General features: G+C 70.4%; 10 protein-coding genes. 8 read left to right on the forward strand and 2 right to left on the reverse strand.

The annotated features are described in order from the left end of the window. The first annotated feature begins 3 nt into the window (after nucleotides 1-3). The 6 genes from BJ986_RS03025 (at nucleotide 4) to BJ986_RS03050 (ending at nucleotide 7,439) form a co-directional block, all read left to right on the forward strand. Nucleotides 4-939 carry a carbohydrate ABC transporter permease gene (locus tag BJ986_RS03025; protein WP_179420663.1) on the forward strand — a complete coding sequence of 312 codons (936 nt, stop codon included), beginning with the start codon at nucleotides 4-6 and terminating at the stop codon, nucleotides 937-939. A gap of 1 nt (nucleotide 940) precedes the next feature. After that, nucleotides 941-1,789, forward strand: a complete 849-nt coding sequence (locus BJ986_RS03030; protein WP_179420664.1) for a carbohydrate ABC transporter permease — start codon at nucleotides 941-943, stop codon at nucleotides 1,787-1,789. Further along, nucleotides 1,786-3,003 carry a Gfo/Idh/MocA family protein gene (locus tag BJ986_RS03035; protein WP_179420665.1) on the forward strand — a complete coding sequence of 406 codons (1,218 nt, stop codon included), beginning with the start codon at nucleotides 1,786-1,788 and terminating at the stop codon, nucleotides 3,001-3,003. Before BJ986_RS03030 ends, BJ986_RS03035 begins: the two co-directional genes overlap by 4 nt. Continuing rightward, nucleotides 3,000-5,117 (forward strand): hypothetical protein, encoded by a 2,118-nt coding sequence (locus BJ986_RS03040; RefSeq protein ID WP_202881166.1) that lies wholly within the window; start codon nucleotides 3,000-3,002, stop codon nucleotides 5,115-5,117. The genes BJ986_RS03035 and BJ986_RS03040 overlap by 4 nt, the downstream gene beginning before the upstream one ends. Before the next feature lie 112 nt (nucleotides 5,118-5,229). Beyond that, a complete protein-coding gene (locus tag BJ986_RS03045) occupies nucleotides 5,230-6,207 on the forward strand; it encodes a glycoside hydrolase family 130 protein (RefSeq protein WP_179420666.1) in 978 nt (325 codons plus the stop codon). Next, complete coding sequence (locus BJ986_RS03050; RefSeq protein WP_179420667.1) at nucleotides 6,204-7,439, forward strand: AGE family epimerase/isomerase; 1,236 nt, start codon at nucleotides 6,204-6,206, stop codon at nucleotides 7,437-7,439. The genes BJ986_RS03045 and BJ986_RS03050 overlap by 4 nt, the downstream gene beginning before the upstream one ends. Before the next feature lie 28 nt (nucleotides 7,440-7,467). Here the strand turns inward: BJ986_RS03050 and BJ986_RS03055 are convergent, their stop codons facing one another. Beyond that, nucleotides 7,468-10,647, reverse strand: coding sequence for a PAS domain S-box protein (locus BJ986_RS03055; protein WP_179420668.1), 3,180 nt, complete (start codon nucleotides 10,645-10,647; stop codon nucleotides 7,468-7,470). Continuing rightward, nucleotides 10,644-11,249, reverse strand: a complete 606-nt coding sequence (locus BJ986_RS03060; protein WP_179420669.1) for a hypothetical protein — start codon at nucleotides 11,247-11,249, stop codon at nucleotides 10,644-10,646. The genes BJ986_RS03055 and BJ986_RS03060 overlap by 4 nt, the downstream gene beginning before the upstream one ends. A gap of 250 nt (nucleotides 11,250-11,499) precedes the next feature. Between BJ986_RS03060 and BJ986_RS03065 the strand changes: the two genes are divergently transcribed. Both BJ986_RS03065 and BJ986_RS03070 read left to right on the forward strand, forming a co-directional pair. After that, a complete protein-coding gene (locus BJ986_RS03065; protein WP_179420670.1) occupies nucleotides 11,500-11,820 on the forward strand; it encodes a hypothetical protein in 321 nt (106 codons plus the stop codon). Between the two features lie 298 nt (nucleotides 11,821-12,118). Further along, nucleotides 12,119-13,189, forward strand: coding sequence for a sensor histidine kinase (locus tag BJ986_RS03070; RefSeq protein ID WP_179420671.1), 1,071 nt, complete (start codon nucleotides 12,119-12,121; stop codon nucleotides 13,187-13,189). The last annotated feature ends 62 nt before the right edge of the window (nucleotides 13,190-13,251 follow it).

Genomic DNA, 13,251 nt, shown 5'->3' on the forward strand with positions numbered 1-13,251 from the left:
ACCATGAGCACTGAAGCTGCCCGAACGGGCGGGGCTGTCACGCACAGCCCCGCCCCCCGGAAGCTGACGGCCCTCGTGGGCCGCCAGCCCCTGGGGATCGTCATGGCCGCCCCGTATGCCGTGTTCCTCGCCGCGGTCTTCGCGTACCCCCTGGGGCTCGCGGTGTGGATCAGCTTCCACCGGTACTTCTTCGCGGCACCCGGCGCCCAGGTCGACCGACCGTTCGTCGGGTTCTCCAACTACACCCGGGTGCTCGGCGACCCGGCCGTGCGTCAGTCGTTCCTCAACGTGCTCGAGTTCCTGGTCATCAACGTCCCGCTCACCGTGGTGCTGTCCCTCGTGCTCGCCACCGCCCTGAACTCGGTCACCCACATCCGGACGTTCCTGCGCGTCGCGTACTACGTCCCGTACGTCACGGCCAGCGTGGCGCTGGTGGCGGTCTGGCTGTTCCTGTTCAGCAACAACGGCATGGTCAACAACGTGCTCGGGCCACTGGCCCCGAACCCCTCGTGGCTGGTCAACAGCGGCCTGGCCATGCCGGTCATCGCGATCTTCGTGACCTGGAAGCAGCTCGGCTTCTTCATCCTGCTCTACCTGGCAGCCCTGCAGAACGTGCCGAAAGAGCTCTACGAGTCGGCCTCCGTCGACGGCGCCGGTCCGGTGCGCTCGTTCATGAGCGTGACGGTTCCCGGGGTTCGCCCGGCGACGACCCTGGTCGTCATCCTGGCCACGATCACGGGCGCCAACCTGTTCACCGAGCCCTACCTGCTCACCAACGGCGGAGGTCCCAACGGGGCTTCGACGTCGCCGGTGTTCCTCATGTACCAGAAGGGCATCGAGCAGGGCGCTCCGGACATCGCCGCCGCGATCGGGGTCATCCTCGTGATCGCCGTGCTGGTCATCTCGCTCATCAACCGACGCGTTCTGGAGCGTGACTGACATGCTCGACAGCACTCCCGCCAAGCGACGCAAGGGTCACTGGCTGAGCTTTTCCGCGCTGCTGCTCGGCGCGCTGGTGTTCCTCTTTCCCTTCTACTACATGCTCGTCGGCTCGTTCAAAGCCAAGTCCGACCCTTCCCTGAAGGGCCTGGTGCCGACCGGGCTGACCGTGCACAACTACGCCCAGATCGACAGCCGGGTGAACCTGCTCCGGTCGCTGGTCAACTCGGGGATCTTCACCGGCGCGGTCCTGCTCAGCACCGTGGTGTTCGGCATCCTGGGCGGCTACGCGTTGGCACGGCTGCACTTTCGTGGCCGGGGCACCCTCTTCGCCATCATGCTGCTCGTCCAGATCGTGCCCTTCCAGCTGCTCATCATCCCCATCTACGTGATGATCGTGCGGACGTACGGACTCGCCGACTCGTACCTGGGCATGATCCTGCCGTTCGCGATCAACTCCACGGCGGTGTTCCTGTTCCGCCAGTTCTTCCTCCAGCTGCCCGAGGAGCTCTTCTCCGCGGCGCGGCTCGACGGGGCCGGGGAGCTGCGCATCCTGTGGTCGATCGCCCTCCCGCTGGTGAGGCCGGCCCTGCTCACTGCGGTGCTCCTGACGTTCATCGGGCCGTGGAACGAGTTCCTGTGGCCCTTCCTGGTCACCAAGCAGACCGACATGCAGCCGCTGGCCGTCACGCTCGCGAACTACATCAGCAACGTCGCCGGCCGGGCCGACAACCCGTTCGGGGCGATCCTCGCCGGTGCGGTGGTGCTCGCAGCACCCGCCATAGCCCTGTTCGTGGCCTTCCAACGGCACTTCATCAGCTCCGACCTCGGCTCGGGGGTCAAGGGATGACGTCGCTCGGACTGGGCCTCGTCGGCGCAGGCCGGTTCGCCGGCTTCGTGGCCGACGTGACCGCCGACCTGCCTGGTGTGGAGCTACGCGCCGTCGCCGACCCGGTGCTCGAGCGGGCGCAGGCCCTGGCCCACCGGCACGGTGCACGCAGCCTGCCGGACTGGGAGGCCCTGCTGGACGGTCCAGACGTCGACGTGGTTGTCGTGGCCACCCCGCCGGCGACCCACGCCCACATCGCCGCTGCTGCGCTGGAGGCCGGGCGTCACGTGTTCTGCGAGAAGCCCCTGGCCACCGATGTGGGGCAGGCGCACGAGCTCATCGAGCTGGTGGAGCGCAGCGGCCGGGTGCTGGTCGTCGACCATGTGCTCCGCTACAACCCGATCCTTCGGGCGCTGACCGCGCTCCAGCCGGACCTGCTCGGCCCGGTCCAGAGCTTCAGCTTCGACAACGACGCCAGTGACGAGGACCTCGATCCGGCCCACTGGTTCTGGGACCCGGCTGCCAGCGGCGGGATCTTCGTAGAGCACGGCGTGCACTTCTTCGATGCGGCAGCCATGCTCATCGACCGCCCGGAGACCGCCGTCCAGGCCAGCGCTGCTCGACGCAGCCACACCGGACCGGTCGACCTGGTGAGTGCCACGGTCATGCACGGTGAACAGGTCCTGGCGACCCACACGCACAGCTTCACCCACGCCCACCGCTGCGAGCGGCAGCTGATGCGCCTGGACCACGGGGCGGCCGAGGTGCGCGTCGACGGGTGGATCCCGATCGATGCCGCGATCGACGCCTGGACCAACGAGGACGGCGCGCGGTTCGTCGAGCACCTGCCCTCGCGGGTGGCCGAGGTCATGCACGTCAACGGATACCGCCTCGACGCCCAGGCCAGGATCACGGCCAGGGTGCACCGTGACGCTGCGGGCACGGCACACGCCCGTGGTCGCGGGCTGCCGCTCGACATCCCCCACCACGTCCGGGTCCAGCTCACCCTCGGGGGCCCGTCCGCCAAGGCCAAGGTCTACGCAGAGAGCGTGCGCGCGGCGATGGCCGACCTGGTCAGCGCCGTCACGACCGGAACCACCCCCTACAGCTCCGTTCGCGAGGGAGCCGCCGCGGTCGCCGTCGCGGCCGCCGCGACGCGTGCCTCCCACGACGGCAGGACTGTCGCCATCCCCGACCACCTCCGCAGCACCTCAACCCGAATGAGGACCGCATGACTCTCGCGACCGACCGACGACCTGGCACCACCACGACGCGCTCCGGCAGGCGACCCGGCCTCGGCGGCTGGGTGGTAGGCGCCGCCGCGACCCTGACCGTCGTCCTCGCCGCGGCGTCGGCGGGCACCGGCCCGGCCCAAGCCTCCACCGCCTCCACCACCCTGGCGTCGACGTCGCGGTCGAGCACCGCGCCCCTCACCAACCTGGCCCACCTCGACTGGTTGGGCGCCCGCGTCGCGCCGCCGAGCCAGTCCGGCCACACCACCTACCACCTCGCTGGCGAACCACAGATCGGCACCCTGTGGACGTATGCCGAGCCCACCGGCACCGGCGGGTTCCGCCACGTCGGCGGCGGCAGCTACGACCCCGCGACGAACACCTACGGGCAGGGCGCCTACAACGCGGACGACATGTCCCGAGCCGCGGTGGTCTACCTGCGTCACTGGCGAGCCACCGGCGCGTCGTCCAGCCGGGCCCGTGCCTACGAGCTCCTCCGAGGACTGACGTACCTGCAGACCTCCTCCGGGGCGAATGCGGGCAACGTCGTGCTGTGGATGCAACCGGACGGCACGCTCAACCCCAGCCCCCAGCCGAAGGAGCTGCCGGACCCCTCCGACAGCGACGCGTCGTACTGGCTGGCTCGCTCCATCTGGGCCCTGGGCGAGGGCTACGCCGCCTTCCGGACGACCGACCCTGCCTTCGGCTCCTTCCTGCGCCAGCGACTCGACCTTGCCGTGAGCGCACTGGATCGCGAGTGCCTGGCGCGTTACGGCCAGTACCTGTCCATCGACGGCCAGCGAGCCCCCGCGTGGCTCATCGCCAGCGGCGCCGACGCCAGTGCCGAGGCAGTCCTCGGCCTGTCCGCGTATGTCGAAGCCGGAGGCTCGCCGGCGGCGCGGACCGCACTGACCCGACTCAGCGAGGGCGTGGCCGACCTCTCGGGTGGCGACGCCCAGACCTGGCCCTTCGGCGCGGTCCGCCCCTGGGCGCTCTCCCGATCGATCTGGCACGCCTGGGCCTCGCAGATGCCGGCGGCACTGGCCCGAGCCTCGACGGTGCTGGGCGACCCCCACCTGTCGGACGTCGCGGCCACCGACTCCTTCACCTTCGACCCCTGGCTGCTGACCTCGGGCGGCCCGGACAACGGTCGGTTGCCGACCCGCGGCGACAGCTCGCAGATCGCCTATGGCGCCGACTCCCGCCTGGAGTCGCTCATCGCGACCGCCCAGGGCAGTCGCCAGCAGGCGGCCCACCGCCTCGCGGGCATCGTGGGTGCGTGGTTCTTCGGCGCCAACCCGGCGGGCGTCCCCATGTACGACCCTGCCACCGGTGTCACCTACGACGGAATCTCCGGGAACGGCACGGTCAACCACAACTCCGGCGCCGAGTCCACGATCCACGGGCTGCTCGCGATGCTGGCGCTCGACGCGCACCCCGACGTCGCGGCGCTCGCCAGGACCGCCACCATCAGCCAGCGCATCGGCACGACCAGCATCGAGGCGGAGACGGCCGGCCTCAGTGGCGGAGCGCATGCGGTCGTCCCGCCGTCCCTGTGGACGGGAGAGGCGCTCTTCTCCGGCTCCGGCTACGCAGGCGTGCCCCAGGGTGGACGCGTGTCGTTCACGCTGCCCGCGGGCCCGGCATCCCTGGTGCTGCCGGTGTTCGACCTGCAGCCCGGGAGCTCTGCCGTCACGACGTTCACGAGCGAGGACCGCGCGCTGGGACAGGTGCGTTCAGGTGACATCGGCGCCCAGGGCGACTCCCCGGCACCGGGCGCCCTGCTCCCGGTGACGCTGCCCGTCACCGTCTCCGCCGGCACCACCCAGCTGTCAGCCTCCACCACCGCCACCGGCGGGGACGAGGCCAGGCTGGATGCGCTCATGGTCGAGCCACTGGTGTCGCGGCTGGTCCTGACCGGAGACGGTCACAGCACAGCGATCCTGTCGAGCAGGTCTCACAGGGTCGAGCACGCACAGGTCACGCTGCCCGGCACCGGGTCCACGCAGATCGAGACCTATGACGGCACTGGCCGCCTCGTGAGCTCGTGGTCCAGCCGGGCGCGGACGGTGCCGGTCAGGGTGCCCGCTGGAGGCTTCACCTACCTGCGCCGCTAGACCAGCCTCGCCGAATCCTTGCGAAAGCCTTGCCGAATCCCCGGAATCCGCACCGAATCCCTGCCGCACCTCGGCCCCACCCCACAGCCAGTACCCCAATGAATGAGGAGACATGACACAGCACGCGTTCCCCCACGCCGAGTTCCCGCTCGGACCGTTCACCGCCCATGAGGGCAACCCGATCCTGCGCCCGCAGGGAGACACGTGGGAGTCGGCCAGCGTCTACAACCCAGCCGCCGTGGTCAAGGACGACCGCGTGGTGCTCCTCTACCGCGCCCACGCGGACGACATCATCTCGCACGTCGGCCTGGCCACCAGCGAGGACGGCATCCACTTCGAGCGCCACCCCGAGCCGGTGCTCTCCCCGACCGAGGACTACGAGAAGTTCGGGGCGGAGGACCCGCGCGTCGTGGAGATCGACGGGACGTACTACCTGACCTACACCGGGTGGGACCGCACGTCCGCCCAGCTGTGCCTGGCCACCTCGACGGACCTGTACACGTGGACCAAGCACGGCCCGATGTTCCCGGACTTCAACACGTTCCTGCCGGTCGGCAACGGGTCGGACGCGCCCTGGAGCAAGGCCGGGGCCATCCTGCCCGTGCCGATCAACGGTCGTTACCTCATGTACTTCGGGGAGGGCTCGATCTGGTACGCGTGGTCGGACGACCTCATCCACTGGACGCCCTGCTCCAACGACGAGCCGATCATGGTGCCCACCCCGCCCGGCACCTTCGGCTCCTTCCTCGTCGAGGTGGGGCCCCAGCCGATCATCACCAACAACGGCCTGATCCTGTTGCTGCACAACGCCGCCGTGAAGAACGAGGACGGCACGGTGCGCTACACCTGCGGCCAGCTGCTCTTCTCCCCGGACGACCCGACCACGATCCTCGCGCAGATGAACCGTCCGTGGCTCGAGCCGCAGACCTATGAGGACACCCATGGCCTGGTCTCCAACGTGACCTTCGTCGAGGGCCTGGTGTTCTTCCGCGACACGTGGTTCGCCTACTACGGCCAGAGCGACTCCACCCTGGGTGTGGCCACCTACAAGGTCGGCGACACCTACGACCACGGGGCGTTCGGCGGGTGAAGCCCTGGCTGGGCAGCGCTTCGCACGCCCGCTGGCTCGAGGCCGAGTCAGACCGCCTGCTCGCCTTCAGCCGGGGATCGCGCCATCCCGCGGGCGGATTCGCGTGGCTCGACGATGACGGCCGGGCCCAGCTCGACCGCCCAGTCCAGCTGTGGATCACCTGCCGGATGACGCACGTCTTCGCGCTGGGCGCGCTGATGGGCCGTCCGGGCTGCGCGTCGCTCGTCGACCACGGCATCGGCGCGCTCACCGGGCGTTTCCACGACGACGAACGGTCAGGCTGGTATGCCGCCGTCGACGCCGACGGGCCGCGCACCGAGCAGAAGTCGGCATACGAGCACGCCTTCGTCGTGCTGGCGGCGTCCAGCGCCGTGGTGGCCGGTCGTCCCGGCGCCCCGGCCCTGCTGGAGGAGGCGCTCGAGGTCCTGCTCACCCGCTTCTGGGACGACGAGCACGGCATGGTCGTCGAGGAGTGGGACCGGAGCTGGTCGACCCTGGACCCCTACCGCGGCGTCAATGCGAACATGCACACCGTCGAGGCATTGCTCGCCGCCTCGAGCGCCACCGCGGACGACCGACTGCTCCAGCACGCCCTGCGCATCGTCGCCCGGGTGGTGCACGACCTGGCACGGTCGCACGAGTGGAGGATCCCCGAGCACTTCGACGAGCAGTGGCAGCCGCTGCTGGAGTACAACGCCGACGCGCCGGCCCACCCGTTCCGGCCCTACGGCGCCACGATCGGGCACTGGCTGGAGTGGTCGCGCCTGACCCTGCACCTGCGCGCGGCGCTGGGTGAGGACGCGGCTCCGGACTGGATGCTCGACGACGCGCGGAGCCTCTTCGACGCGGCTGTCCGCGAGGGCTGGTCGGTCGACGGCGCGCCCGGGTTCGTCTACACCGTCGACTGGTCGGGCCGACCCGTGGTCCGCGAACGGATGCACTGGGTGGCCGCGGAGGCGACCGCGGCGGCCGCGGCGCTGCACGACGCGACGGGCGACGCTGCGTATGCACAGTGGTACCAGACCTGGTGGGACCACATCGCCGACGTCGTCCTCGACCTCCGAGGTGGATCCTGGCGACACGAGCTCGACACCTCGAACCAGCCCAGCGCCCTGGTCTGGGAGGGCAAGCCCGACACCTACCACGCGGTGCAGGCCACGCTCATTCCCCGGCTCCCCCTGGCGCCGGCCCTTGCCTCGGCCGTGGGCGAGGGCCTTCTGCGCCAAGGGTGATCCCGGGAGGTCGAGATCCTCCCTGTGCCTACTCGTCAGTACGCGGCAGGGTGAAGGAGAACGTCGAGCCGCGTCCCATTTCGCTTGCCACCCAGATGCGGCCGTCGTGCTCTTCGACGATTCCGCGGCAGATGGCCAGTCCCAGACCGGTGCCGCCGTGGTGGCGCGTGTCGGACGCATCGGCCTGCCGGAAGGGCTCGAAGATCACTTCGAGCTGTTCGGTGGGAATGCCCGGACCCTGGTCGGTCACGTCGAATCGGACGTGTCCGTCCACGGCTGTGGTACTCAGCTGCACGACAGTGCCCGGGTCGGAGAACTTGACCGCGTTGCCGACCAGGTTGGTCAGGATCTGGAGGATGCGGTCGGGGTCGGCCAGGACCTCACCGGGTGTGTGGGTGACCCTGATCCCGACCTGAGCGCGCTCGGCCAGGACGGCGGTCTCCTCGACGGCGGCCTGGATCAGCTGACGCGCCGCAGTGGGCGTCGGGTGAACCCGCAGGTGACCGGCGGTCATGCGCTCGAGATCGAGGATGTCGGTGATCAGGCGGATGAGCCGGTCGGTACTGGTGGTGGCTACCTCCACCATCCGCGCGGCCGGGGGTGTCAGAGGACCGGCCGCTCCGCCCGCGAGCAGCCCCAGAGCGCCGCGGATGCCGGTCAGCGGAGTGCGCAGCTCGTGGCTGACAACGGAGATGAACTGGTTCTTGAGCCGCTCCACGGCCCGCCGCTCGCTGATGTCGCGGAAGACGACGACCGCGCCGACCACACGGCCGTCGGACACGATGGGCGCCGTGGTCGACTCCGAGTCGTACAGCCTCCCGTCCGCGCGGCGGCGCCGCCCGGTCCATACGCGAGATCCGCCGTCAACGCCGAGCTGTAGCGCGCCTTCGGCCGGGTCGCACCCGCCCGACTGGTCCTGCTCGGACTCCGGCTCGATGACGATGAAGTCTGTCGCCGGGCCGCCCACGATGAGCGTCGCAGGCAGTCCGACCAGGCGAGCCCCGGCCGCGTTGATGAAGGTGACGGCCCCTTGGGCATCGAGCCCGTAGATCCCGTCCCCGGCCGAGTTCAGCACGGTTTCCAGCCGGTTGGACAGCCGCTCCAGCTGCTCGGAGTGTCTCGCGAGACGGTGCTCGGCGCGGTCTCGTTCGATGACCCGCCCGAGCTGGGTGCCTATCTGGTCCATCACCTGCAGCACGTCGGGCCGTGTCGGGTGGGGCTGGTCGCTGAAGAACTCCAGGACACCGACCGGCTGGTCCCGCACGAGGATGGGAAAGGCACACGCTGCAACGAGACCGGCGCTCGCGGCTGCGCTGACGCGGCCGAACCTCGGGTCACCCTGCAGCGAGGGCAGCCAGATCGGGGCCGGGCTGACGAAGACCGACTGCGGAAGCGTCCACTCCCGGGCCGGCGCGGCCTCGGTTGCCGCCCTGAAACTGGCAAACGCACCGGGGCTCTCCTCGTGCCACACCGAGTGGCGAGGGGTCGAGGGGTCGTCATGGTCGGCCAGGTAGGCATGGGCGAGCTGCCAGTCTCCGAACTTGGCGAACGACGCCAGCGCCGCCTCGAGCGCCTCTTCCACGGTGGAGGCCGAGTTCGATGCGGTAGCCACCTCGCCGAGCAGCTCGAGCATCCGCGCCTGTGACTGCAGGTCGAGCTCCGCCTGGTGTTTGTCGCTGATGTCTCGTGTCACCTTGCCGAACCCGCGCAGCCGATCCTGCTCGTCGCGCAGGGCGGTGATCACCACACTGGCCCAGAAATGGGAGCCGTCCTTGCGGACCCTCCAGCCCTCACCCAGGAACTGCCCCTCAGCCAACGCGACCTCGAGGGCGCGTACCGGCATACCGGCGGCCACATCCTCCGGACGGTAGAAGACCGAGATGTGCTGCCCGAGGATCTCCGGCTCCGCGTAGCCCTTGATCCGCTGCGCACCGGCGTTCCAGGTCATCACGTGCCCGGTCGGGTCCAGGTTGAGGATGGCGTAGTCGCGGACCTGACCGACCAGCAGGCCCAGGTTGTCCTGGGTATCGCGCAGGTCGGCCTGCAGGCGCCGCGTGTGCGTGACGTCACGAAAGCTCCAGACCCGCCCGACCGTCGCGCCCTGGACGCGCTGCGGTTGGGAGTACCGCTCGAACACGCGGCCGTCCCGGAAGGCGAGCTCGTCGAAGCTGGTCTGCTCGGGGCTCGCGTACAGCCGCTTCACCTGCGCGACGAATGCCTCAGGGTCGACCAGCTGCGCAAGCACCGAGGACATCACCGTGGCGTCGTCGCCAGAGCTGAGCAGGCCGGGGTCGATGCGCCACATGGTCGCGAACGTCTGGTTGTAGCCAGCGATCTTCCCCGACCGGTCGACCACGAGGATCCCGTCGACCGTCGACTCCAGGGTCGCCGTCAGGAGCGACACCGAGGTCGCCATCGCTTCATGCTCTGCCGCGCGGACCACAGCGAGTGCGGCCAGCCCGGCGGCCCACGCCGACAGCTCGTCGTCCGCTTCCCCAAGCCTGGTCCCGCAGGGGTAGGTCAGCGACAGCCTTCCCAGCGTCTGCCCGTTCGGGGACACGATGGGCGCGTTCCGCACCACGTCAGCTGGGTCCCGTTCGGGCCCGGAGGGACCATCGACCCCGCCGGAGCTGACCCGGAGCGGACCAGCAGCGCTGGCCTTGACCTGGGCGGACACCTCGAGGACGCACCGGGCGGCCCCGGACAGTCCTTCCACCGCCTGGGCCAAGGTCGTCAGCACCTCGCCCAACGGGACGCCACCCGCAACGGCCTCGACGATGTCGGCCTGGGCGACAAGCATCAGCTCGCTGCGCTTGCGCTCAGTGATGTCGAGGAGGAAACCGTGGAGGACGTCCTCCCCGTGGTCGCCCTGCTCGACGACAGCGTCGTCGAGCACCCAGACCACCTGCCCGTCGGCACGGGTGAACCGGTACTCCGAGCACACCCTCCCGGTGGAGGCGAGCGAGGACTCACGGGCCAGGACCATGTCACGGTCCTGTGGGTGGAGCTGGGCCAGCCACAGGCCCGGGTCGGCCAGGAGCTGTTCGGGAGTGAACCCCAGGACGCCGGCGACGGCCGAGCTGACATACAGCCACTGCCCGGTCGGTCCGGGTTCGGCCGCGTACACGGCAACCCCCAGTCGGTCGGCCAGCGTGCCCGGACCGTCCTCGCGAACGCCCAGCAGGTCACCCCATCGGACGGGCGTCACTTCACGGCGACCGTCGGTGACGGCTGGCTACGGATTCCCCGCACGGCGTGGACGACACGACCAAGGCGTCTGCGGCCGAGCAACGCGAGGGCCAGCAGGATCCACGGCAACGTCTGGGGGATGTTGCCCGGCAGGACGCTGGCCAGAGTGTGGCTGTTCAAGGTGGTCGACCCTGACGAGGCCAGTGAGGCGCAGGTGCCCGCCACGCCGCGCGGCGCCCGGGACGCCGCGGTGGGCTTGGTGCCGGGACCGGCGGAGCCTGCGGCAGCGGGGCCGGAGACGGAGGGTGTGGGACCGCCTCCCCCGTGGCCCGGCGTGCCAGGCTGCCCGCTGGCAACTCCCGCCGGGCACGAGACCACGACCTGGTTCAAGGGCACGCCGGCGGCGGTCAACCTGCCGATGAGCTCAGTGTCCAGAACCAGGACGCTCGCCTCCATCGGCGGCTGTGCCGTCGCCCTGACGCAGGCGCCGACAAGGCCGAGGACCGATGCGCTCAGGCCGGCTGTCGCGGTCGTCCCGCCGGTCGGGCATGGTGCGAGGACGCCGGGCAGGGCCTGGACGAGCGGGGCCGTGACGTTGTGACCGCCGACGTTCACGGTCACATTCGCGAGCGCGGTGCCGGTGCCCCTTGCCTGAAGGCAGGCGTTCCCCACGGGGGACGCGTCGACACCAGCGCTCAGCACCGAGCCCGGCGTGTTTCCCCCCCGGTTTGAGAGAACCCCGCCAGGGACGACCCCGAGCCCTCCGGGCACTCCTCCCGACGGCAGGAGCGAGCCGACCGGGTGCGCGGGCACCTGCGCGGACGGTGCTGCCGGGACGGGAAGACTGCCGCCCGGGTGCGGAACCGGGACGGTGCTGACGGGTGCCGGAACGGGGACACCGACCGAGGGCACCGAAACCGGCGGCACCGAGATCGCGGGCGCTGGGATCGGGGGCACGGACACCGAGGGCACGGAGACTGGGGGCAGGGAGACCGAGGGCGCCGACACCGAGGGCACGGTGACCGGCGGCCGGGCCACCCCGGCTGCTGAGCTCGGCACAGGGACCGGTAGCCCGGAGCCCACGGACGAGACGGTCATGGCCGAAGCCGTCGAGGCGGCCGCCACGACCGCGCCGATGCTCAGTGCCACCACGCTTGCCGCGAGTGTGGTCGTGGACACAACGCGATCATGACGAAACATAGGCAACTCGATTCGAGACGACGTATTGATGGGTTACCGCGGTGAACCCACAGCAAACCCACAGCCACAGGATCCACAAGGTAGCGGCGCCTCGCCATGTTCTGCAGGGAAATGACCCAAAATCCGCCGGACCGTGACGTCCGCGCTGAAGACGGAGCCGGCAACCGTGCTGGCTCGACCGTCACGAGTGCCACGAAGGGACAAAGGGCGCCAAATCGGGAGTCTCTCACCTAGATTGTGCGTATCGAGAACACACACATGAGCCCGGGCTCCTGCGCAAGGGATCAGCGATGAGCAGAACGCACCGCGTTGCTGGCCGGCCTGCCGTGCCGGCGCGGCTGGCGTGGCCGGCGTGGGTTGTGGGTCTGGTCGTGCTGGCGGCGCTCGTGATCGGTGTGGGCGTGATGGAGCTGGCCACCGGTGGACGGCTGCCTTTCGGCGCCACGGAGTTGGAGAGCCTCCCCGGTTGGGTGTGGGGCGCGGTCGTGGGCTCGGTGACGTCCGGTGTCTTCGTCGCCCGGACGCACGTCCTGAAGTCCCAGCACCGGCGCTCGTTGGAAGCGCTGCAGTCCCATGCTGAGCTGCTCGACGAGATGAGCCCGAACGGGCGGGAACCGCAGCCGGTCGCCGGGTTGGCCGCTGAGGTCTTGGCCGCGATGAACCTGAGCGCCTTGCGTCTGCGCGGGCAGCTGGCGCAGGAGAGGGCGTTCGGTGGGCAAGCCGCTCACCAGCTGCGCACCCCGTTGACGGCTCTGGGGCTGGCTCTCGAGGAGCTGACGATGCACCCGGAGACGCCTCGTCGGTTGCGGGCGGACCTGCACCGGTGCCGCCAGGAGGTCGACCGTCTCGCCGACATCGTCGCCGACCTGCTCGCCTTGGCACGCCGCGGCGCTTTGCCGGCAGGGACCTTCCAGACCGATCCGGCGGTCGTGGCCATCCATGCCACGCGCCGGTGGGAATCCTCGGCGCGCGCGGTGGGCCGCGAGGTGCGGGTCGCGGGCCCGCTGCCCGACTGCCAGGTGTCGGCGCCGACGGGGCCACCCTCGCAGGTGCTCGACGTCCTGATCGACAACGCCCTCAAGCACGGTGCCGGTGACGTCGAGGTCAGCGTCGACGCGTGGGCCGACCGCGTGCGGCTGCGGGTCGTCGACCAGGGCACCCCCGAGCGCTTCGGGGCGGGGCACAGCGCTTCGCCAGGGGAAGGCATGGGCCTGCGCGTGGCGGAGAAGCTCGCCGCTGCCTGCGGCGGTCGGGTGGTCCGGGCGCTCCACCCGACCACCGCGTTCGACCTGGTCCTGCCGCGCTACGCGCCGGAGCCGTCAGCGGTGCGAGTTCCCACCGGTCGCCAAGCACGCGATTGAGTGGAGGCGGTGCGCCACGCCGCCACCCCTCCGTCGTGCGTCAGGACTGCCCTGCGTCAGCT

This window comes from Pedococcus badiiscoriae, assembly GCF_013408925.1.
GTDB lineage: Bacteria > Actinomycetota > Actinomycetes > Actinomycetales > Dermatophilaceae > Pedococcus > Pedococcus badiiscoriae.

What these genes read in the sequence shown, in the direction of transcription:
- BJ986_RS03025 (WP_179420663.1), top strand. Translation starts at nt 4, where the DNA reads ATGAGCACTGAAGCTGCCCGAACGGGCGGGGCTGTCACGCACAGCCCC.
- BJ986_RS03030 (WP_179420664.1), top strand. Translation starts at nt 941, where the DNA reads ATGCTCGACAGCACTCCCGCCAAGCGACGCAAGGGTCACTGGCTGAGC.
- BJ986_RS03035 (WP_179420665.1), top strand. Translation starts at nt 1,786, where the DNA reads ATGACGTCGCTCGGACTGGGCCTCGTCGGCGCAGGCCGGTTCGCCGGC.
- BJ986_RS03040 (WP_202881166.1), top strand. Translation starts at nt 3,000, where the DNA reads ATGACTCTCGCGACCGACCGACGACCTGGCACCACCACGACGCGCTCC.
- BJ986_RS03045 (WP_179420666.1), top strand. Translation starts at nt 5,230, where the DNA reads ATGACACAGCACGCGTTCCCCCACGCCGAGTTCCCGCTCGGACCGTTC.
- BJ986_RS03070 (WP_179420671.1), top strand. Translation starts at nt 12,119, where the DNA reads ATGAGCAGAACGCACCGCGTTGCTGGCCGGCCTGCCGTGCCGGCGCGG.